The 21,933-nt window shown below is 50.8% G+C and carries 19 protein-coding genes; 5 read left to right on the top strand and 14 right to left on the bottom strand.

The features are described from left to right. Window positions 1–113 precede the first annotated feature (113 nt). The 5 genes from J0X00_RS16830 to J0X00_RS16850 all read right to left on the bottom strand — a co-directional run bounded on the left by J0X00_RS16830 (window position 114) and on the right by J0X00_RS16850 (window position 5,293). Entirely contained in the window at window positions 114–1,451 is a 1,338-nt protein-coding gene (locus tag J0X00_RS16830) for a cytochrome c (protein ID WP_282477266.1), read from the bottom strand. Between the two features lie 3 nt (window positions 1,452–1,454). Next, window positions 1,455–3,035, bottom strand: coding sequence for a GMC family oxidoreductase (locus J0X00_RS16835; protein ID WP_282477267.1), 1,581 nt, complete (start codon window positions 3,033–3,035; stop codon window positions 1,455–1,457). After that, window positions 3,035–3,562, bottom strand: coding sequence for a sugar dehydrogenase complex small subunit (locus tag J0X00_RS16840; protein ID WP_282477268.1), 528 nt, complete (start codon window positions 3,560–3,562; stop codon window positions 3,035–3,037). The genes J0X00_RS16835 and J0X00_RS16840 overlap by 1 nt, the downstream gene beginning before the upstream one ends. Before the next feature lie 632 nt (window positions 3,563–4,194). After that, on the bottom strand, window positions 4,195–4,866 hold the full coding sequence (locus J0X00_RS16845) for a cupin domain-containing protein (RefSeq protein ID WP_282477269.1): 672 nt from the start codon (window positions 4,864–4,866) through the stop codon (window positions 4,195–4,197). Between the two features lie 250 nt (window positions 4,867–5,116). After that, the gene (locus tag J0X00_RS16850; RefSeq protein WP_136484310.1) at window positions 5,117–5,293 is read right to left on the bottom strand and encodes a DUF4223 family protein; all 177 of its coding nucleotides are present in this window, start codon (window positions 5,291–5,293) and stop codon (window positions 5,117–5,119) included. Between the two features lie 549 nt (window positions 5,294–5,842). Here J0X00_RS16850 and J0X00_RS16855 point away from each other — a divergent pair. Further along, window positions 5,843–6,406, top strand: coding sequence for an SOS response-associated peptidase family protein (locus J0X00_RS16855; RefSeq protein WP_282477270.1), 564 nt, complete (start codon window positions 5,843–5,845; stop codon window positions 6,404–6,406). A 68-nt stretch (window positions 6,407–6,474) separates the two neighbouring features. Here J0X00_RS16855 and J0X00_RS16860 read toward each other — a convergent pair whose 3' ends face one another. The 5 genes from J0X00_RS16860 to gap form a co-directional block, all read right to left on the bottom strand. Next, window positions 6,475–6,840 (bottom strand): hypothetical protein, encoded by a 366-nt coding sequence (locus J0X00_RS16860; RefSeq protein ID WP_282477271.1) that lies wholly within the window; start codon window positions 6,838–6,840, stop codon window positions 6,475–6,477. A 168-nt stretch (window positions 6,841–7,008) separates the two neighbouring features. Next, window positions 7,009–7,929: a ChaN family lipoprotein gene (locus J0X00_RS16865; RefSeq protein ID WP_282477272.1), complete on the bottom strand. Its 921-nt coding sequence runs from the start codon at window positions 7,927–7,929 to the stop codon at window positions 7,009–7,011. A 174-nt stretch (window positions 7,930–8,103) separates the two neighbouring features. Continuing rightward, window positions 8,104–8,928: a 23S rRNA (guanine(745)-N(1))-methyltransferase gene (gene rlmA, locus J0X00_RS16870; protein WP_282478313.1), complete on the bottom strand. Its 825-nt coding sequence runs from the start codon at window positions 8,926–8,928 to the stop codon at window positions 8,104–8,106. 179 nt (window positions 8,929–9,107) lie between these two features. Beyond that, window positions 9,108–9,992, bottom strand: a complete 885-nt coding sequence (locus J0X00_RS16875; RefSeq protein WP_136484305.1) for a D-hexose-6-phosphate mutarotase — start codon at window positions 9,990–9,992, stop codon at window positions 9,108–9,110. A gap of 295 nt (window positions 9,993–10,287) precedes the next feature. Next, window positions 10,288–11,283, bottom strand: a complete 996-nt coding sequence (gap, locus tag J0X00_RS16880) for a type I glyceraldehyde-3-phosphate dehydrogenase (protein WP_282477273.1) — start codon at window positions 11,281–11,283, stop codon at window positions 10,288–10,290. A gap of 336 nt (window positions 11,284–11,619) precedes the next feature. Here gap and msrB point away from each other — a divergent pair, with 336 nt between their 5' ends. Then, window positions 11,620–12,027 carry a peptide-methionine (R)-S-oxide reductase MsrB gene (gene msrB / locus J0X00_RS16885; RefSeq protein ID WP_136484303.1) on the top strand — a complete coding sequence of 136 codons (408 nt, stop codon included), beginning with the start codon at window positions 11,620–11,622 and terminating at the stop codon, window positions 12,025–12,027. A gap of 60 nt (window positions 12,028–12,087) precedes the next feature. On the opposite strand, the gene J0X00_RS16890 is transcribed toward msrB, so the two are convergent. Beyond that, the gene (locus J0X00_RS16890) at window positions 12,088–12,909 is read right to left on the bottom strand and encodes a DUF2989 domain-containing protein (RefSeq protein WP_218563330.1); all 822 of its coding nucleotides are present in this window, start codon (window positions 12,907–12,909) and stop codon (window positions 12,088–12,090) included. 117 nt (window positions 12,910–13,026) lie between these two features. Here J0X00_RS16890 and J0X00_RS16895 point away from each other — a divergent pair, with 117 nt between their 5' ends. Continuing rightward, window positions 13,027–13,311, top strand: a complete 285-nt coding sequence (locus J0X00_RS16895) for a DUF1315 family protein (protein ID WP_136484301.1) — start codon at window positions 13,027–13,029, stop codon at window positions 13,309–13,311. Between the two features lie 52 nt (window positions 13,312–13,363). Here J0X00_RS16895 and ansA read toward each other — a convergent pair whose 3' ends face one another. Then, window positions 13,364–14,377 (bottom strand): asparaginase, encoded by a 1,014-nt coding sequence (gene ansA / locus J0X00_RS16900; RefSeq protein ID WP_282477274.1) that lies wholly within the window; start codon window positions 14,375–14,377, stop codon window positions 13,364–13,366. A 152-nt stretch (window positions 14,378–14,529) separates the two neighbouring features. Next, window positions 14,530–16,380 (bottom strand): signal peptide peptidase SppA, encoded by a 1,851-nt coding sequence (gene sppA / locus J0X00_RS16905; RefSeq protein WP_282477275.1) that lies wholly within the window; start codon window positions 16,378–16,380, stop codon window positions 14,530–14,532. Between the two features lie 383 nt (window positions 16,381–16,763). Between sppA and J0X00_RS16910 the strand changes: the two genes are divergently transcribed. Then, window positions 16,764–18,767, top strand: a complete 2,004-nt coding sequence (locus J0X00_RS16910; protein ID WP_282478314.1) for an NADPH-dependent 2,4-dienoyl-CoA reductase — start codon at window positions 16,764–16,766, stop codon at window positions 18,765–18,767. A 75-nt stretch (window positions 18,768–18,842) separates the two neighbouring features. Here J0X00_RS16910 and purU read toward each other — a convergent pair whose 3' ends face one another. Then, window positions 18,843–19,676: a formyltetrahydrofolate deformylase gene (gene purU / locus J0X00_RS16915; protein ID WP_218563328.1), complete on the bottom strand. Its 834-nt coding sequence runs from the start codon at window positions 19,674–19,676 to the stop codon at window positions 18,843–18,845. 334 nt (window positions 19,677–20,010) lie between these two features. Here purU and J0X00_RS16920 point away from each other — a divergent pair, with 334 nt between their 5' ends. Further along, window positions 20,011–21,933, top strand: a complete 1,923-nt coding sequence (locus tag J0X00_RS16920) for an ATP-dependent DNA helicase (protein ID WP_282477276.1) — start codon at window positions 20,011–20,013, stop codon at window positions 21,931–21,933.

Below are 21,933 nucleotides of genomic sequence, written 5' to 3' on the forward strand. Positions count from 1 at the left end.
GCAGTCAAATAAGAGACTGATTGCGCGACATCATTGCTGTCAATCCACGCTAACAAAAAAGGGAGCAGACACCTGCTCCCTCATCACTTACTTGCTTTTCACTGACTGAGCACTTACTCGGCAGTGGCGCGCAGTTCGGCGACATCTTGTGGCTCAACCTGAGCGTTGCCCTGACCATAAGTATCGGTCAGGAAGTTAACCAGAGTGGCGATTTGGTCATCAGACAGATGCTGGCCGAAGGCGGGCATAAACACTTCACCGTCATTGGTATCGCGTTTCACGCCGTGCAGTACGACCTGGATCAGGTTGCCGCTTTTCTCGCTACCCACCACGCTGTTGTGGTACACCGACGGGTAGTAACCATCCGGAGAGCCGCTGCCGTCCGCATCGTGACAGGTGCTGCAGTTGGCCATGTAGAGGTATTCTCCTGGCATCTCCTCACGCGTGGTTTCGATTGGCAGACCGCGCAGTTGCAGATCCTGAGCCACCGCTTCGCCCTGTGCATAACGTGATGTGCTGCCCTCAGACACGCCCGGTACTGAGCGCAGGTAAACTGCGATGGCATTGAGATCATCATCCGTCAGGAAACGGAAGCTGTTTTCCACCGCTTCAGCCATCGGACCTGCCGCCTGAGCCTTGCCTGCCACTGAACCGGTTTTCAGATACTGGACAATCTCGTCATTGCTCCAGTCACCCAGACCATTGGCGTTATCATTGCTGATATTGAATGCATGCCAGCCGGCCAGATCAGCGCCTGACAGGAAGCCGGTTTCGATTTCATCATTGGCCGTGGTCTGCATCGCGACGCCGCGCGGAGTGTGACAGGTACCACAGTGGGTTGAACCTTGCACCAGGTAAGCGCCACGGTTCCACTCTGCTCCTTTGTCCTGCTGCGTCTGGTAAGCGCCTTGCTCGTGGAACATCCAGTTCCAGATAGCCAGTGGCCAGCGCATCGACAGCAGCGCAGGAATATCATTCGGACGGTTGGCTTGTTTGACCGGTTGCACCGAGTTCATAAAGTAATCGTACATGGCTGCGATGTCGTTGTCGGACAGCTTGGTGTACTCGGTATACGGCATGGCCGGATACAGGTGACCGCCATCTTTACGCACCCCTTCACGCAGCACGCGCTTGAAGTCGTCGAGCGAATAATTGCCAATACCGGTTTCTTTATCTGGGGTAATATTAGTCGAATACAGTGTACCGATTGGCAGTGGCATGCCCAGACCGCCGGCGAAAGGTTTGTCTTTCTCGGTGGTATGACAGGCCGTACAGTCAGACATTTTCGCCACGTATTCACCCCGGCTCATGCCTGGCGGCGTTTGCGTGGTTTGTACTTGTTGCTCCGGTGCCGGATTGTGACCGTTTGGCCCCCAGATACCAGTGACAATCAGGCCAAAGACGATGACAGCCAGTGCAATTACTGACAGGATTAACCGTTTCAGTGTCATGGCTTACACCTCCTTGTTCAGCGTGGCTGCAATACGCAGCGACAATGCGGCGATAGTCAGGGTACAGTTGACGGTGCCCACGGTTGGCATGGTGCCGGAACTGGCGATAAACAGGTTATCGTGATCGTGAGTTCGGCAGTCTTTATCCACCACACTGTCTTTCGGGTTGTCACCCATGATAACGGTGCCACAAATGTGCTGGTTGTTCGAGAAGTCGTCGCTGTACTGGATCTCAGTGCCCCCCATCAGCTGAGCAATCTTAGTGTAAGCTTCACGGGTGTGAACCGCACTGCGTTTAACGTAGTCATCAATCGCGTAGTAGAACTCAGGTTTGGCAATGCCCATTGCGTCTTTTGAACTGCTGGCGACAATGCGGTTTTCCGGATGCGGCAGCAGTTCGTGGAAGCTGTCGAACTGGACGTATCGAGCGGCTTTATCACGGATCTCATTATCCAGCACGTTACCCAGGATCAGACGATCCTGCGCCAGAATTTCCTGCGTCATCTGATCAGTACGAGACAGGTTCGACAGGTGAATTTTCTTACCCGCGTATTCAGAGCGGAAATCACCGTCACGCCAGCCAATGATTGAGGTCATCTCCTGCGCGCCGCGACCTGGCCATAATTTCTCGTCAGCGAAGAAGCGGATACCGGTGCCCGGGTGGTCCATCAGGTTACGGCCAACCATGTCTGAGCTGTTACCCACATCGGACATCAGCATTAGTTTGGGTGTTTCGATTCCGTTGGCGGCCAGAACGAAGTATTTCCCTTCGACTTTGACCGATTCACCGTCCGGGGTCTTGTAATGCACGGCAACAATACGGTTGTCGGCACCTTTTTCAATCTTGTACACCACCGCTTTATCGATCAGCTTGGCACCGGCGGCTTCGGCTTTCTCAACGTGGGTAATGCCGTTGTACATCGCACCAATCGGACAGATCGGCATACAGTTGTTGTTACCGCAGCACGTCGGGCGGTTGTCGTACGGGCGACTGTTACGCGCGACCGGCTCAGTGACGACATAAAATCCATTGTCATTGAGACGATCTTTAATCACTTTTTCGTTGTAAGAAATTGGCAGCGGGGCCATCGGATACGGCTTGGAGCGCGGTGACCCCAGTTCTTCATCCGCTGGCCCCCAGACGCCAAGCTCTTCTTCGGCGCGCTGATACCATAGTTCAAGGTCTTTGTATTCCAGTGGCCAGTCACGACCAACACCGTAAATCGATTTCAGTTTGAAGTCGGACGGGATAAAACGCCATGCCGAACCGGCCCAGTGCCAGGTCGTACCGCCGACCGCACGAATATACTGCGCGTCATAGGCCTGCTCACCCTTTTGTACCAGATAGCCGTTGTCCGGATTAAATTCCGGATGAGGCGCATAGGGCGTTGACGGGTACGGCGCCATGAAGTCCATTTTGTTCGGCTGGTTACGGAAACGTTCGACAATTTCGCCACGCGAGTAACGCGGACCGGCTTCGAGAATGATGACGGATTTACCGGCCAGCGCCAGTTGGTGCGCGACCAGTCCGCCCGCAACGCCTGAACCTACAACGACGACATCTGCTTGTTGGGTGGTGGTCATTATGCTTTCCTCTCGATTGGTTTAGCGGCCCAGAATCCGGGCTTGTTAGGGCAGTAAGAACGGATCTCCAGGACATCATCGACGGCATTAAATTGCAGCGCGTGGCGGTACGTGATGACCTGAGCATCAAGTCCGGCACCGACAATACCGGTATACCAGGCTGAAATGATGGACTTGGCGGTTTGCTGCGCCGAAGGCGACAGCGTAGTCGCCAGCAAGCGAGTCTCGATTTGCGCCATCTCTTTAACCAATAATTTCAGATGGGCTTCAAAATCTGGGTTACGCGCCTGCAGTGCCTGAAAGAAACGTTCAGAGAGGATGGGAGGCAGGTTCTGATGCTGAGTCAGTCGTTCTGACACAAGAGTGAACAAAGCAATAGGATCGACGGAGGCCGATTCCTGAGCCAGTACGCTCAGAGGCAGCGGAGCAACAAGCGAAAGCAAGCCGATTGACGCCACCCCTTTGAGTATGTTCCTGCGTGACATCTGTTGAGCCGATGTCTCCAGGTGGGGAGATTTTTTATTCATAGCTTCCATTGATTCCTAACATTTAAATGTTTTTTAGAATAATAATGATGAAGTGCTGAACTATTTTTGCTGTATCAATAGACGGTTTTTGTCATCTCCGGACAAAATTGAATCACGCAATGGATTGACAGAACCAAGCCATTGAGAGCGGTGTCACTAGATAGACGGTTTTGGGAACATTGATTTCTGCAACAGCAGATGAAACCTGCAAGAAATTATTTACCCGATGAATCGTTATTGATATAGCAATAATAAGTGTAGCAGAGTCTGCTTATTAGCTGACCGCAATCAAAGATATTCGCTGAATCCGACAAGGCGTAAGCCGGTTGCAGAAACGTTAAAAACACAATGATAACGGAGACATAACGTAGGGTTATGAGAGGTTTTTTATAATTTATATTGGCAATAGATTAAGTCAATTGCCTGAGTTTTAGTTATACACTTTACTATTTGTGTACAGAAAAAGTTTACGCCTGTGATGATACCGATCAAATTAGACCACTTAAATTTAGCAATCGGTTTACGTAATCTTTGTTTGCACAATCTTTATTTACATACGGTGGGCTAACCTGACTCGGCTGATTTAAATAGCCCATACTAAGTGCGTAGGTATTAAGTGGGTCAGGTAGTTGCTATTCAGCGTCAAAATCAATGTTGGGGAAATCACCACGTTTCAAATAAAGGGTAACGCCATCGGGGCCTGACTTGAGTGGCGGGTACTCTCCTGCGGGCAGTCGGATCCAACTGCCCGCAGCATACTGCTTACCGGCGTTGTCGATACTTCCTTGCAGGATCAAAAGTTCGGCGGCAGCGCCCGGCGCAGTGAAAATAGGTTGCTGTGCAGTGATTTTTTGCACGCTCACCGTCTCGTTACCGTTGCTGTATAACGGACAGATCTGTCGGTCCGTGTGCTGCTGCCAGTTCTGCTCATCGTGTGTATTGATACTTACCGTCTCAGTGTCTGCGGCACCCATTTGCCATAGTTTTACAAAGATGGTTGCCCCTGATTTGCTATGCGGACTGTGCGCGGTACCGGGTGGGTTTCTCAGGTACCACCCCGCCGGATAATCTCCGCTCTGATCAGAAAAGGTACCGCTCAGAACCAGAATTTCTTCTCCGCCGGGATGGGCATGTTGCGGAAAGACAGATTCCGGTGCGTATTTTACTATGCTGGTGGCGCGGGCTTTTTCCGCTCCGATTCTGTCCAGCATCATGCGCTCGACGCCGGATTGGGTCGACAATACCCATTGATATTGTTGGGGGGTGATGAATACAGGCAGAGCAAAGTCGGCGTTGATGTGCATGATTTTTATCCTGAGTAGACCTGTCCGGCGCCAATCAAGCGGATAGTCAGGCTGGTTGAAGGGTCAGAGAGGTAAAATATAAGAGTGGTGTGATGGGATCAAGTGTACCTTGGCTGTGGTCACGCGCAGGAGCGAGGATCAAAGCGTGGAAAGCGGAGGCGCTGGTCGGGCATATTGAGTGGGCAAGGAGCAGTAAACAGAAAAACCCGCCTTGAGAGCGGGTTTTTGCAAAATCAGCATGTAGTGACAGTTATTTATTAACTGAGTCACAAGCTCCGATTACTGAAGGGATAGAAATCGCAGGGTGGATTAGGTAATCTTCTGAGCAGTTTTTCTCTTTGTTGTAAGTGGTACCAGTACAACCAGCAAGAATAGCCAACGCAGCACCAACCAACGTTAATTTTGCAACTTTAGAAAAAGATTTCATTATAATACTCCTTGGTTTGTTGAAGTGCGCAAATTAGATTACATGAATAATAATGTCCATGTCTTAATTTAGTTTTATTATATAATCGTTACATTACTTCCGGATAATGAATATTTTAATTATTGATTAATCATTTATGCAGTGGATTTACGAAGTAATGTAATCATTTCATGACTTATTACTGATAATGTTAATAATACATCTGTTGTCTATAACCAATATATTTACCATTTACAGTACGGTAAATTACGCTGTTTTGTTTAATTTTTGGGCTTGTTTTTATTGTTGTTAATTAGTTATTTGGTTTTCAAGGTGTGTATATTTAATTAAGGTGTTTCTTAATTAGTGTCTGTTGTTCTTATTGGTTTGCGTGCATTTTTCTGGCCTTTTTACCGTACGGAAATAAATTTTCCGTTAGGGGGGATGAGTTTTTCCGTTATTTTAAAATAGTGCTAGCGGGCATGAATTGCCCAGGCTGTTATTTCACGACCTCATTCTTTGCACTATTTTCTTCTACACTTACTATTGGCATCATAAAGAGACAAACATATGTGTGGCCGATTGAATGTTATCGATGATCCGCTCAACCGACTGGTTAGTGAGATGTTCGGCATCCGTTTTACCGCCAGAACAAATCATGATCTGCGACCGACGCAAACCGTAGCGACGGTGGCTGTAAGTCATGGCGAAGTCGGTCAACTTGACTTGATCTGGGGTACTCAGCCTTACTGGGCCAAATCGCTGATTATCAATGCTCAGGCTGAAACGGTGGCGGTGAAAGCAACGTTTGCCGCAGCATTTGAACAGCACCGGGTGGTTGTACCTTGCTCGGGGTGGTATGAATGGCGTGAAGAACAGGGCAAAAAACACAAGTTTCACTTTGCTTCCAGGCACGATGATGTGCTCTACATGGCGGGTATTGCGCTGGAGAATGGCCAACGTTTGGTGACCTTAACAACGTCAGCGAATCTGGAGTGTCGTGATTATCACGCACGGATGCCGCTGCTGATTCAACCGCAAGCGGCGATGACCTGGATCGCGGGGCATCCTGAGCAGTTTTTTGCGCTGTTGACTGAAGTGTATGCTCAGCCACTGGCGATTAGGGCGGAGTAAATGATGGAGTCAGTTCTCCATACTCCTGCCCGTTACGCCAATCACGAGTTATGCGAGTCAATTTCTCTTTATGCCAGTAAAAGAAGCAAGCTGCCAACTGTGGCCGCTGCAGAAAGATATTTCCCTGCCGAGTAGGACGAATCATCATCTTTCTTCACATCGTCGGGACGGTCCATGCCCAGAGCCCCGTAAGTGAAAGACTCGACTTTGTCGCCAAGCGATTTGTCTTTGATGTCCGGCTTTTCACCCTGTTCGATATCTTTCAGAGCAGCCAGCAAGGCTTTACCTTCATCAGACAAAGTCACTTTATTTTGTTCTACCTTGAGCGGTGCGGCTGACTGGTTTTCAGCCTTGGTTTCGGTGTTTACCGGAGCCTGAGATTTCACCGTCTGAGTAGTGTGCAGCTGCGCTGTGCCTACACCTACTAGATTCATACATCTCTCCTTAATCTTGCTACAGTCATAATATCGACAGGGCGAGGAAAAACTTTTGCACTTTTTTCTCAGATTGTCGCAGGGGTCATGATGACTTCAATAAGCAAAGAATGTGCCTTAACCACGAGAGAGACACGCCAGAGGCCGTGACTTCATCTAAGGTGAGCCTTAAGGGTTACACTGCAGATCATCGTTACGTTGGGCTAAGGCTTGAAATGCCTGGCGTTGATGCTCTGGCTGGATATAGCGTACGGGTGGCGCTAACACCTGCAGCTGATAGTCGCTGTGGTCGGCTGTTATCTCGCTCACTGGGGTGATAATGAGGATATGGATATCCGGCAGGCGGCGCTGTAGTGCCGCGGCAATACCTAGCCCCTCTTGAGTGTGAAACAGTCCGGCAATATGCATGACCTGATGTCCGGGATGGGTAAGCAGATAATCGCTGATACTCTCTGCCATGGTTTCATCCCAGGTGATTTGCGCGGCAAACTGACGTTCGTTTTGCTGCTCTGTACCATGGTGCATCGAGGCCATAAAGCGCTGTTTATAAGGTGAATCAGAGCTATCTGCCTCGCGAGCGATCCAGGTTCTCTGCTTGCTGTCCAGACGATCAACGTATTCGGGGCCTTGCCGCCCGATACAGCGCACAATATCTTGCGGCGCATTGGCGGCGATGACCGGAGCCTGATACTGTTTGGCCAGCTCGACCAGAGGACGATAGTCACTTTGGTAATTCGGCCAGGCTTTCGTTTGTTTGATGAGGTATTGTTCGCCGATGTCACCACGCAGATACTGATTAAGGGTCGGTTGAGCGGAGCGATCAAATTGTTCCATCGACAGAGCAACCGGTCGTTTTTGTTGCAGCAGATGATATAACAAATCCGTCTGGAAACGATGGATGCCGGGGTGGGTGTGCCATTCGCCGACCAGTATCACTTCGGCGGCTGCCAAGGTTGCGGGAAGTGGCGTCAGGGTGAGAGGCTTGCCGTGCGGCGTGGCCAGTTGGTAATCATAAAAATGCTGGACAGGCCGGGTCGAGGTACAGCCCAGCAATATCATACTGCTCAGCCAGTAAATAATAGCGCGCATCGCAAACTCTCCGTTTAGGTTCACTGCATGGTGAGTGAGTCGGCAAGGAATTGCAAACGCACCACGTGAAGCTGAGATGGAGAGCATGTCCTGCGCTGCTACTGCTGAAGTCAAGGTGCCATGTTTCCAGAGTCAATGAATAGTACTGCCGGAGCACGGGCCCAGTGCGGTGAATTAGGAATTTGTTTTCCGGTAGACGCGAATCATAAAGTCGGCTTCACACTCGAACTGCGTCGCTGATTTCACTTCTGCTTTGAATGCTTCACTGGCGCGCCAGGCAAACGGTGTCATTTGCAGCAGATCAAAGGCCTGCTCGCCATCAAGCGTCATCGGATAATTAAGCTTTTGCTGGGTTTCCAGCACAAAGCCATCGATCTGCTCCGGCTCTTCTTCATGCAGGCGCACGTCCTGATAGATGCCTTGCTTAAACTGGTACAGGTGGCGGCCTGCCGGGGTTACGGTGATGACTACGCCGTTGTCTTTCACGCAGCGTTGCAGCTCTTCAGTTTTGCAAGGGGCGTAAATACGCACAATTGCGTCCAGAGACTGGTCTGCAAACGGCAGTCGGTGACTGGAGGCAACCACGAACTGGCAGTTGTGGTAGCGCTTGGCTGCGTAACGAATCGCTATTTTAGAGATATCCAGGCCGTGTACTTGGGCTTGCGATGACTGGGCAAGCAGTGCCTCGGCCACAAATGTTGTGTAGTAACCTTCGCCGCAACCGATGTCGAGCAGTTGGTGTTCGCTGCCTTGCAGAGCTTCGGCGCATAAACGCGCGACTTCCGCACGCATCGGATGGTAATGTCCGGCTTCGAGAAAACGGCGTCTTGCCTGCATCATCTCCTTGTTGTCACCCGGATCTTTGGAACGCTTGTGCTGAACCGGCATGAGGTTGACATAGCCCTCTTTCGCCATATCGAACTGATGGCGGTTATCACAGGTGTAAGTACGGTCGGTTAGCTGCAAAGAGTGCTGACAAAGGGGACACTGATAAGACATGGTCATCTCGGCTAAAAAAATCAAAGCGCTCATTCTATACCAATTCCGGCCGGAATGATTGGGATAATTTAAGCGTTAATGACCTGAACAAGCGGGCAATAAAAAAGGACAGTGCAGACTGTCCTTAGCTCTTGTTAACAGACTCTGAGCAAGAGTCTGTGCTCTGAAACGGCAGCGCTTTAGCGGGCTGAAATCGCGGTCGTGAGCGTATGGCTTTCGCCAGGCTGCAGAGTGTGGCCTGCGGACAGGCAAGGTGAGTGCAGGGCGGATTCGACACACAGCATGGTCTGGTAGCCATCATCCGTCATATCGGCCATGGCAGCAGCGCCTTGTGCCCACGGATTCCACAGAACCGCAGAGTTGTGGCCACTGTTTTCCACCACTAAAGAGCGGCCCAACAGCGGATCCTGCACTTCAATCTGCGCTGCCGGCTGGGTATAAACCCGGTCAATGGTATCGGTCAGGACCAGAGTATTTCCGCCCTGACATACTTTGGCATCTTGCAGGCTGTCGATATATTCACTACCCATACCTGTGGTTTGCACCTGACGCACATCGCCGACATTCAGGTAGCTGTGCAGGGCGCCCGAGAAGGTCCAGGCCTTTTCGTCCTGGTTGGTGACTTGCAGGCTGACTTTAAGCTGCTCAGCGACTTCGACTTCAAGGCGTAAATCGAATTGGTAGGGCCAGATAGCCTGAGTGGTTTCGCTGTCATGCAAACCAAGGACTAGGATGACACCCTGCTCATTTTCACGATGTTCGATCAGCTGCCATTCACTGGTTCGGGCAAATCCGTGGGCCGGCGTTGCCAGACGGCCAAACCAGGGCCAGCACACCGGGATCCCGCCCCGTAATGCGGCCTTGCCGTCAAACAGAGCCGCGTCACTCATCCAAATCAGGTCAGCCTGACCTGCCGGTTGGAAAGAGACCACGTGACCGCCGTGCAGCGCAACAGCGGCAGAGGCTTTATCGTGGATGATACGCACCATTTTTACCTGGTCATGTTCGACAATGGTCACGCAATCGGAAAGGACAGTAAGGGCAGGCAGAGAGTGTAAATCCATAAGTAACGCTCCTGAATTTGGCGAACTGTAAGGTCATAGGCTCGCAAGGTCATTGGCTGCGCACAGTGCACAACGGCTCATCGCTTGGTGTATCAATTGGTATAACTCAGCGTACTAATTGATGTAATTTAGTGTCTTGATTGATATAGATTAGTGTTTTGCTTGATACAGATTAGCGCATCAATCACGCAATATGCGGCTATATCGGCAAAAATCAGAGACAAAAAAGGCGACTCGAGAGCCGCCTTTCTTCACGTCTTATCTTGCAAAGACAAGCTTATCGCTAATGCTTACATTACTTAGAGATGTGAGCGATCAGGTCAAGAACTTTGTTTGAGTAACCGATTTCGTTGTCGTACCAAGATACAACTTTAACGAATTTATCAGTCAGTGCGATACCAGCTTTAGCATCGAATACTGAAGTGCAAGTTTCGCCGATGAAGTCTTGAGAAACAACTTGGTCTTCAGTGTAACCAAGAACGCCTTTCAGTTCGCCTTCAGAAGCTTCTTTCATCGCTTTACAGATGTCTTCGTAAGAAGCACCGTTAACCAGGTTAACAGTCAGGTCAACTACAGAAACGTTAGCAGTTGGTACGCGGAAAGCCATACCAGTCAGTTTGCCGTTTACTTCTGGAAGTACAACGCCTACTGCTTTAGCCGCGCCAGTTGAAGATGGGATGATGTTCTGAGAAGCACCACGACCACCGCGCCAGTCTTTCGCAGAAGGACCGTCAACAGTTTTCTGAGTTGCAGTAGTTGCGTGAACAGTAGTCATCAGACCTGATTCGATACCGAACTTGTCGTTCAGTACTTTAGCGATAGGTGCAAGACAGTTAGTAGTACAAGAAGCGTTAGAAACGATGTCTTGACCTGCGTAAGTGTCGAAGTTTACGCCGTTAACGAACATTGGAGTTGCGTCTTTAGAAGGGCCAGTCAGAACAACTTTCTTCGCACCAGCAGTGATGTGCTTACGTGCAGTCTCGTCAGTCAGGAAAAGACCCGTTGCTTCAGCAACTACATCAACACCGATTGCGTCCCATTTCAGGTCTTCTGGGTTGCGTTCTGCAGTTACACGTACAGTTTTGCCGTTTACGATCAGGTTACCACCTTCAACTTCAACAGTACCGTTGAAACGGCCGTGAGTTGAGTCGTACTTCAGCATGTATGCCATGTAATCTACGTCGATCAGGTCGTTGATACCTACCACTTCGATGTCATTACGTTCTTGTGCTGCACGGAAAACGAAACGGCCAATACGGCCAAAACCGTTAATACCTACTTTGATAGTCATTATAGTTGCTCCACAACTTAATTTCTGATTAAAGATAACTGGTAGTAAAATTACAAAATCCAGTAAACATCTGCAACAGATAATCCGACTTAACTTGTTTAAAGTCAAAAAAAAGCACCGCTTTTTTTAACATTAGGTTGCAAATGACTATTTTTTACACTGGACTCTGCGAGTCCTCTACCAAATTGATGTAAAATCCCTAAATTATCGTTGGTCGCTTACCAATAGAAAGCGCGCCATGTTATGGTGAGAAAGTATGTGCCACAAAGCGCGCCACGCGCAAGTTTTTATCTAAAAAAGCACATAACTAGGTAGTGTATAAGGAAGAAAAATAACGTGAATCCAACAGTTGAAACCGTCGAGAAGCCTGATGAATACTGGCGTGAGCGCCTGAACGAGGAGCAGTATTACGTATGCCGAATGCAGGGAACCGAGCCGCCATTCAGCGGTAAGTTACTGCACAATAAGGACACCGGTCTGTATAACTGTACCTGCTGTGAAGCCGCACTGTTTCACTCAGAGAACAAATACGATTCTGGCTGTGGCTGGCCGAGTTTTGATGCGCCTGCGCATGACGGTGCTATCCGATATTTAGATGATCATAGTCACGGAATGAGCAGAACTGAGATTCGTTGTGCAGCCTGTGACAGCCATTTGGGGCATGTTTTCCCCGATGGGCCGAAGACGACCGGGGAGCGTTACTGTGTTAACTCAGTGTCGTTAATTTTCAACAAAAGTAACTAACCGACGCCATTCTGCGCAATGAGATGTTAAAAGGTTACATTATTCCAATGAGTTAGGAATTTATTCTAATGAATTAGGAACCATATGGCTGGAGAACTGGCCGGCTTTAATTGCACTGACAACTTCAGCCGCGACATTCTCCAGCCGTTCAAACTTCTCGTCATCAAATCCATACAACAAGTCCAGCTCTGCTTTCGAAGCCAGAGGGACGCCATACTCTTTACCCACCATGGCCCACACATAAGCGTGCTCTTTGTCGTTCAGTACCTGATAGGTGCTGGCCAAAGATTTAAAGATCTCGGTATTCACTGCTTGTCCCTGGCTGAGTTCCAGAGCGCGGTTAAGTAGTTGGATAGTTTTCTCGCGATCCCGGCTGGTGTAGAAGGTGGCTAGAGCGTACTGCATTTCTGCGGTATCCAGTTCAGGCTTACCTTCCATCTGCAAAAACTCGCGTCGCGCCTGATTATCGCCGATCTGGCTCCAGAGAAAATAGAGGGATTGCGGAGTACGCATCTGGTGCAGTTCATCCACCAGACGTTGTTGTTCATCGCCACTGTGCATCAGGGCGGAAAAGCGTTTTTGTTTCAGTTCGGTTTGGTCGATAGGCAGAATCTGCGCGGCCAGTTCGAGGCATTTACGGTATTCACTGACCAGTTGGTACTCGTGAATTTTATTGTCGACGCTGGGTTTTTTCAGTACTTCAAAACGCTGCCAAATCAGATCCGTGCGCGGGACACGGCACTGGCCGTCATCGATATTAAGCAGTTCGCAGCGCAGCCCCGGATTGTCCGCACACAGTTTGTCGGTGTTGTTGCGGTTTTCAAAACAACCGCTCAGGATCAGGGGCAAAGACAAGATAACTAGAGTTTTGACGTTGTTCATAATTATGGCTTGTGATCCGATACACTTATTTATTTAGCTAATCTTGACTGAATACGCCAGGTCGTTACTGTGACCCAAGCACGTAATTTATCACACAGTAGTAAGTAGGAAATCATCATGGATGCTAATCAATTAATCGATGCCATCACTCCCGAAGCGTATGAACGCCTGGTATTCGCCGTGGAAACGGGTAAGTGGCCTGAGGGTACACTACTTTCTCCGGAGCAGCGAGATTACTGTATGCAAGCTGTGATGTTGTATCAATCTAAGCACAATAAAGATGCGGATCACATGAGTATCAGTGCCGGTGGCGAGATGATGTTTAAGTCAAAGGCAGAGTTGAAAAAGCGTTTTCAACAGGGGCAGGAAGATATCGTTCGGGTTAATCCCAACCAAGAGTAGTAGGGTTTAGGCCCTAGGATCTAGGGCCTGGCTTGGAACACCGTCGTTCGAATTACAAGCTCATCTCACCGCGCAGCACCTGCTGCATCTGGTTTTTCACTTCCTCGTAAGAAAGATTCTGGCTGAGCAGGTAGTGCAGTTTCGCCAGCGCCGCTTCCGGCGTCATATCAAAACCGCTGATGACTCCCGCATCGGCCAGAGCACAACCGGTGGCGTAGCCGCCCATATTGACTTTACCGGCCAGACACTGAGTCAGGTTCACCACGATCACGCCGCGTTCAGACGCATCATGCAACTGAGCCAGCAGTGCTTTGTTCTGCGGTGCGTTACCGACACCAAAGGTCAGCAGGATCATCGCATTAACCGGCTGCAGCAGAGTGTTACGAATCACTTCATGGGAGATACCCGGGTACATGGTAATCACACCGACTGGCTGTGGCGTAATGTTCTGCACGCGGAATGCACCTTCAGGTTTGACGTCCAGTTTGACGTTGTTGCTGACCTGAATATTGATACCGGCTTCCAGCAGAGGCGGCAGGTTCGGTGATGTGAAGGCGTTGAAACCGTCAGCATGGGATTTGGTACTGCGGTTACCGCGCATCAACTGGTTGTTGAAAAACAGGGTCACTTCGTTGATCGGGTAGTTGGCCGCGATGTGCAGTGCATTGAGCAGGTTGGCCTGACCGTCTGAGCGTAGTTCTGCCAGCGGGATTTGTGAGCCTGTGACGATGACAGGTTTACCCAGATTTTCCAGCATAAATGACAGTGCCGAGGCGGTATAGGCCATGGTGTCAGTACCATGCAGGATCACGAAGCCATCATATTTTTCGTAGTTTTCACGGATGTCATCGGCAATTTTCTGCCAGTCCTGCGGGGTCATATCTGACGAGTCGATCAGCGGATCGTATTCATGCACGGTGAATTCCGGCATTTCCGGACGATGGAATTCCGGCATGGCAGCCAGCTGCTTTTCCATAAAACCAGCAACAGGAACGTAGCCATGGTCGGATTTCTTCATACCGATTGTACCGCCGGTGTAAGCGATATAGATATGTTTTCTTGTCATGGGGGAAACCACTTATTGTAGGGAACAGAGCGCGGATTATAGCGAAATCTTAGCCAATAAAAAGGGGCGCTTCTAACAAAGCACCCCCAGTGTAACGAGTGGTAAGATCAGTGTTACGTACGGTATCTGATGTTATTTTTCGTCAATTGTTACTACTGTACCTGGCAGGGTAGGCAGAACGCGTAATAACCTTTCGGGTCATTGAAACTGCTCATCAGACTGGCATCGGCAGTTAGCTGCTTCGCTGCCGGTTGCAGCGCTTCTGGTAACATAGTGGCGAAATCCATTCCCAGGCTGGTCCGCACCTGAGCAAACAGGTCCTGCACAAACTGCTGCGCCGGGCTGAGCGGTTCTTCGACCCAATACAGGTTGTAGTTGTCGAGATTAGCCAGTTGCGCTGCCAGTTTTACTGCGTCATCAAAATCACCCAGTTTATCGACCAGGCCATATTTTTGTGCGTCCTGAGCAGTCCAAACCCGGCCCTGAGCAACTTTATCAACAGCATCCACTGACATGTCACGGTTCTCTGCCACCAGAGAAATAAAGCGTTGGTAGCCGTTTTCAATGCCCATTTGCAGTGCTTGTTTAATGCCGTCATTGAGACCCGTCGTGATGCCGACGCCGGAGAATGGCGAGGTGCCCGCACCATCCGTGTAGATGCCAAGCTTGTTGAGCCCTTTCTCAAAGGTCGTGATGACACTGAAAATACCAATCGAACCTGTGAGCGTGGTTGGCTGAGCCACAATCTGGTCACCGCCCATGGAGATCCAGTAACCGCCGGAAGCGGCCAGGCTCGACATCGAAATGACCACAGGCTTGCCGGCTGCTTTAATGGCATCGATTTCGTTACGAATCACTTCCGAAGCAAATGCACTGCCGCCCGGGCTGTCGACACGCAGCACGACGGCTTTCACTTTGTCATCGATACGTGCTTCTCGCAGTAGTGAGGCCAGAGTATCGCCGCCGACTGTGCCGCGTGGCTGATCACCATCCATAATGGTGCCGCTGGCCACGACCACTGCGATATCGTCCGCATTCATGTCAAATTTAGGTTTGACTGATGAACGGTACTCGTAGTAGCTGACCGCATTGTAGCTGTCCTCACCGTCACTGCCGAAGGCATCGACCAGTTGTGCGCGCACTTGCTGGCGCGTGGCCAGTTCGTCGACCAGGCCGGCTTTTAGTGACAGATCGGCCAGATTACCGGAGGACTGTTTTAGCAGCACCAGAAATTCATCCATGCTCGGGGTCAGGGTCTTCGCATCAATCTGGCGATTGGTCGCCACATCGTCTACATAGGCTCCCCATAACTGGCTTAGCCAGCGTGACGCTGATTCTCGCGCGGCATCGGACATGTCGTCACGAATAAAAGGCTCGATAGCGGATTTATAGGTGCCGACACGGAAAACGTGAGTGTTAACGTCGAGATTTTCCAGCAGAGTCTTGTAGTACATGTTGTAGGCGCTGTAGCCACGCAGCATCACGGCGCCGTCGGGAGCCAGGAACACTTTGTCGGCATAGCTCGCCAGGTAGTACTGGCTCTGGTTGTACATATCGCCAACCGCGTACACCGGCTTACCGGATGCTTTGAATTCGTTGATCGCTTTGGCGATATAACGCAACTTGGTCAGATTGGTTTCCGGCAGGTCGCGCAGCGCCAGTACCAGCCCGCTGATGTGACTGTCATCTTTGGCCTGACGCAGGGTATCGACGATGTCAAACAAGACGTTCTCTTTCGGCAGATCATCACCCAGCACAGAACCGGCAAACGAGTCGAGTGGATTGATGTAAGTACTCTGCTCAACGACGGGGCCGGACAGGTTCAGAACCAAAGCCGAGGCTTGTCTGACGGTCGGCGCTGGTGAATCAGCATGAATGTAAATGAAATAGATAACTGCCAGGCTGAGGAGAAAAAGCAGATTGGTCAGAGCCAGTCTGACAAAGGTGATTAATTTCCAAATACCTTTGAAAATCAGGCCTATAAATCGAAATGTTTGTTTCATCTTGTCTCCAACGCAACAAGTAAATGGCTTGCTGAGGATGATACGCGGGTAATTCCGGGATAAGACAACCAAGTGAACTACCGCTTAAAGTGAACAAGCGGTTAAGCGGCAGTGCGCATCCACAGCATTATGGCGCACAGTGTAACGTCCAGCCCCGCCGGAGGGGCAGTCTCACACAGAATTGATCTCAGCAAAGGAGAGACGGCTTGGTTCGCCTTTAAGACCAGTCACTTGGGTATCCTCGTCATCCTACGTTATTCATTATACTCAAACAACCGCAAGATTGATCGTGGTTACAGAAATGTAAACGCCTGTTTGATTTTTGGTAAATGACTGCATATTCTGGTCAGACCATTAAAGATAACGATAAAAGTGACGCTGCCATGTACCCAAATCTGCTTCAGCCTTTAGATCTTGGATTTACTCAGTTGCGCAACCGGGTCCTGATGGGCTCAATGCACACTGGCCTTGAAGAGCACAAGGAAGGTCTGCAAAAGCTCGCTGCTTTTTACGCCGAACGCGCCAAAGGTGGCGTCGGACTGATTGTGACCGGCGGATTCTCTCCGAACTTGCGTGGTCGTCTGCACCCTTTCAGTGCTCAGTTCAGTAGTGGCAAACATGCAAAAGCGCATCAGGTGGTGACCGAAGCGGTGCACCATCACGGCGGAAAAATTGCCCTGCAGCTTTTGCATGCCGGCCGTTATGCGATGCATCCATTTTCTCTCAGCGCCTCCGCTATCAAAGCGCCGATTGCCCGTTTTGCGCCGGGAGAAATGAGCGAGCGCCAGATCTGGTCCACCATCGATGACTTTGCCAACAGTGCGCTGCTGGCCCGGCAAGCGGGTTATGACGGGGTCGAGGTGATGGGATCGGAAGGGTATCTGCTCAACCAGTTTATTTGTAAACGTACCAACGTGCGTTATGACGCCTGGGGCGGCAGTTATGAGAACCGAATTCGCTTCCCGCTTGAAGTTGTACGGGCCATTCGTGCGACAGTCGGTGAAGAGTTTATTATTATTTTCCGCCTCTCGATGCTTGATTTGGTAGAAGAAGGCAGCACCTTTGAAGAAGTCGTTCAACTGGCCAAAGCGCTTGAGGAGGCTGGTGTCACCCTGATTAATACCGGTATCGGCTGGCATGAAGCACGCATTCCTACCATTGCAACTCAGGTGCCACGTGCTGCCTTCAGTTGGGTGACCGAAAAAATCAAACCGCATCTTAAGGTGCCGGTGATTACCTGTAACCGCATTAATACCCCGGGTCAGGCCGAGCAGATTCTTGCCAGCGGGCAGGCCGATATGGTCTCGATGGCTCGTCCATTCTTGGCCGATCCCTATTTTGTCGCGAAAGCAGAGCAAGGTCAGGCTAATCTGATTAACACCTGTATCGGGTGTAATCAGGCGTGTCTGGATAATGTTTTCCAGGCTAAGCGCGCCAGTTGCATGGTCAATCCGCAGGCCTGCTATGAGACCGAGCTGACGGTCACTCCGGCGGCTGTGAAGAAAAACATCGCCGTGATCGGCGCAGGGCCCGCCGGACTTGCCAGCGCGACCATGCTGGCGGAACGTGGCCATCAGGTGGATTTGTTTGAGCGCAATGACCGGATAGGAGGTCAGTTTCGCCTCGCCATGCAGATCCCGGGTAAAGAAGAGTTCCGGGAGACCATTCGCTATTTTGCTAACCGGATTGAACAGACCGGCGTGCGTTTGCACCTCGATACCGAAGTGACTTATTCGATGTTGGATGAATACGATGAGGTCGTGATGGCGTCCGGGGTTACGCCGCGTAAAGTGACGATTGAAGGCATTGATAATCCGGATAAGGTAGTGGATTACCAGACCCTAATCCGTGACAAAACTCCGGTCGGAGACAAGGTCGCCATTGTCGGCGCTGGTGGTATTGGGGTGGATGTAGCAACCATGATTACTGAGCCTGCAGCTTATAAACTCGACGACTGGCTGCACGAATGGGGCATTGATACCGACATTGCCTATCCGGGCGGGTTGTACCCGTATCCGGAGATGCTGAGTGATAAACAAGTGTGGCTGCTGCAGCGGCGCAAAGGCCGGGTTGGCAAAGGGCCGGGTAAAACTACAGGCTGGATCCATAAACGCACTCTGGAAAAACGCGGCGTGCATCTGATAGGCGGAGTCAGTTATGAAAGTATCGATAACCAGGGACTGCATATTTCGTTAAATGGTAATCCGCAGCTGCTGGAAGTGGACAAAGTGGTAATTTGTGCCGGTCAGGAGTCGGTACGTCCGTTTGAGGACAAGTGGCAACAGCTGGGCGATAAGCTGCATGTTATCGGTGGAGCGGATGTGGCCGGTGAGCTGGATGCTGTGCGCGCCATCCGTCAGGGAGTCACGCTAGCGCTGACGCTTTGACAGGCGTTGTCTGTATCCATTACTGATGAGGGCGCCTTTTGGCGCCCTCTGTTGGTTCGGATTCGGTCACTGGCGTTATAGAATAACGGTTTTGTTGCCGTACACGAAGACGTGGTCGTTAACCACTTTGCTCAGCGCTTTACTCAGCACGCTCTTCTCAACGTCACGTCCTGCCTGCGCCATGTCTTTTGCGCTGAAGGTGTGGTCGATTGGAATCACATCCTGCTTGATGATTGGACCTTCATCGAGATCGTTGGTGACAAAGTGCGCTGTGGCACCAATGATCTTCACACCGCGCTCGTAAGCCTGTTGATAGGGGCGTGCGCCGATAAAGGCTGGCAGGAAGCTGTGGTGAATGTTGATGATCTTGTGGTGGTACTGCTCAACAAAAGCAGGAGTCAGCACACGCATGTATTTGGCTAGCACCACGAAGTCCGGATCGTACTGGTTGATCACTTCCAGCATCTTCTGCTCGTGTTCCTGACGATTGAGGCCTTCATGTGACACGCAGTGATACGGGATATCAAACTTCTCCGTCAGTCCCTGCAGCACATCATAGTTACCGATAACTGCAGCGATATCGACATTGAGGCTGCCATCGAAATTTTTCATCAGAATGTCGCCCAGACAGTGCGACTCTTTGGTGACCAGAATCACCACACGTTTGCGGGTTGAGCTGATCAGTTTGCGTTTGGCACCTTGTGGCAGTGCGTTGTCCAGGTCGGCGAGCAGGGTTTCATCGTTAAAGTAGCCCTCAAGCTCGGTGCGCATGAAAAAGTGGCCGCTGGTGTTATCCACGTATTCGCTGTTGTGGATGATGTTGAGTTGATGTTTGTAACAAATATTGGTGATCTTCGAGATCAGACCCGGCGCATCGGTACAATGCGTAAGCAGCGTTTTCTTTTCCATTAATGACAACTTCCGTGCATTTTCTTTTTTGGTTATGTACACCTTTCTGAGGTGAAGTGGTCTGCGGCAGTCGGTTCACCGGCTGGTGGTCCGAGCACGACTTCAATGAGGTCAGAGGTATTACAGGGTAGGCAAGCCGGAACGGTAAGGCTGCCCAAGCAGTCTTTATAATTAATCGATTCTCCGTATGGTTTCAACCACTATCTGGGCGCTTGGTCACATTATTTCTGGTTCGGTGATGTAACCCGCTAAGATCACGCCGATAGAATCGGATTCGCACCCGGGGGGGAAAACTGCCATAATCGCCGCATTCTCTCTTTCGACAGCTCGCAGGATGATTGCAAAAACCTTTTCTCAGCAGGGCGCTCTGGGTAAAGCCATTCCCGGCTTTCAGGCTCGTCAGGCGCAACTCGATATGGCTGAAGCAGTGGCTAAAGCCATTGCAGACGACTCGCAGCTGGTGGTTGAGGCGGGGACGGGAACCGGTAAGACCTTCGCCTATCTGGTGCCAGCTCTGCTGAGTGGCAAGAAGGTGATCATTAGCACCGGATCGAAAAATCTGCAGGAGCAGTTATTTCACCGCGATCTGCCTTTAATGGTCGGTGCGCTCGGTTTTCACGGCAGTGTTGCTTTGCTGAAAGGTCGGGCGAACTATCTTTGTCTCGACCGGCTTAGTCGCCAGATGGTGGAAAGTCACACCAATCAGACGGACCCGACATTGCTGACCCAGTTAGTCAAAGTGCGTAGTTGGGCGTCGGAGACCAAAACCGGTGACCTGGGTGACTGTGATGAGCTGCCGGAAGACAGCATGATCATTCCGACCATCACCTCTACCAACGATAACTGCCTGGGTAAAGAGTGTGCCAGCTATCAGGACTGCTTTGTCTCCAAAGCCCGCCGCAAAGCTCTGGATGCCGATGTGGTGGTGGTGAACCATCACTTGTTTCTGGCAGACCTGGCGATAAAAGAAACCGGCTTTGGGGAGCTTATCCCGGAAGCGGACGTGTTTATCTTTGATGAAGCACATCAGCTGCCTGATATCGCCAGCCAATATTTTGGTCAGTCGGTATCCAGCCGTCAGATTCAGGAGCTGGCCAAAGACATCGAGATTGGTTATCGCACCGAAGCGAAAGATATGCGCCAGCTACAAAAAGTCGGCGATAAGCTGGTGCAGTCAGCGATGGATTTGCGCATCGCGCTGGGTGATACCGGTTTTCGCGGCAACTGGCGCGAGGCGATTCAGTCGCCGTCCATTGCCCGCGAAGTAGAGCGGGTGCGGGAGAGTCTGGATTTTGCCATCGACGTGCTCAAACTGGCCCTGGGCCGCAGTCAACTGCTCGATACCGCTTTTGAACGGGCTAACCTGATCAAAGGGCGCGTTGAGCGGGTATGTGATGTCTCGATTACCGGTTATTCCTACTGGTACGACACCACACCGCGTCAGTTTAGCCTGCATATTACCCCGCTGACCGTGGCAGATAAGTTTCACGAACAGATGGAAATGAAGCAGGGCGCGTGGATATTCACCTCGGCGACATTGGCAGTGAACGACGATTTTGGCCACTTTACCCATCGGCTCGGATTAGAGCCGGCGGCGCAGTTTTCTCTGCCCAGCCCGTTTGATTATGCGCAGCAGGCCAAATTGTGCGTGCCGCGCTATCTGCCTGAGCCGAACAGTCCCGGTCTTGCGAATAAACTGGTCTCTATGCTGGCACCTGTGATTGAGCAAAACCAGGGGCGCTGCTTTTTCCTCTGCACGTCACACAGTATGATGCGTGAACTGGGTGAGCGATTTCGCGAACAGCTCTCTCTGCCAGTGCTGATGCAGGGCGAAACCAGTAAGCAAAAGACCCTGGCGGAATTTATGGAGCTGGGGAATGCTTTGCTGGTGGCGACCGGAGCCTTCTGGGAAGGGATCGATGTTAGAGGCGATACCTTAAGCTGTGTTATCATCGATAAACTTCCGTTTACGGCACCGGACGATCCGCTGCTTAAAGCACGAATTGAAGATTGTCGTCTGCGTGGCGGCGATCCGTTTGCACAGGTTCAGTTACCCGAGGCGGTCATCACCCTGAAACAGGGCGTCGGACGACTGATTCGCGATAAGAAAGACCAGGGAGCGCTGATCATCTGTGATAACCGTTTGGTCACCAGAGATTATGGCGGTATCTTCCTCAGTAGTTTACCGCCCATCCCGAGGACCCGGGACTTGGAAGTGGTGAAGGACTTTCTGCAACATATACATCAGGCAAAGTAG

It is taken from the genome of Vibrio sp. ABG19 (assembly GCF_029962385.1).
Taxonomy (GTDB): Bacteria; Pseudomonadota; Gammaproteobacteria; order Enterobacterales; family Vibrionaceae; genus Vibrio; species Vibrio ostreae.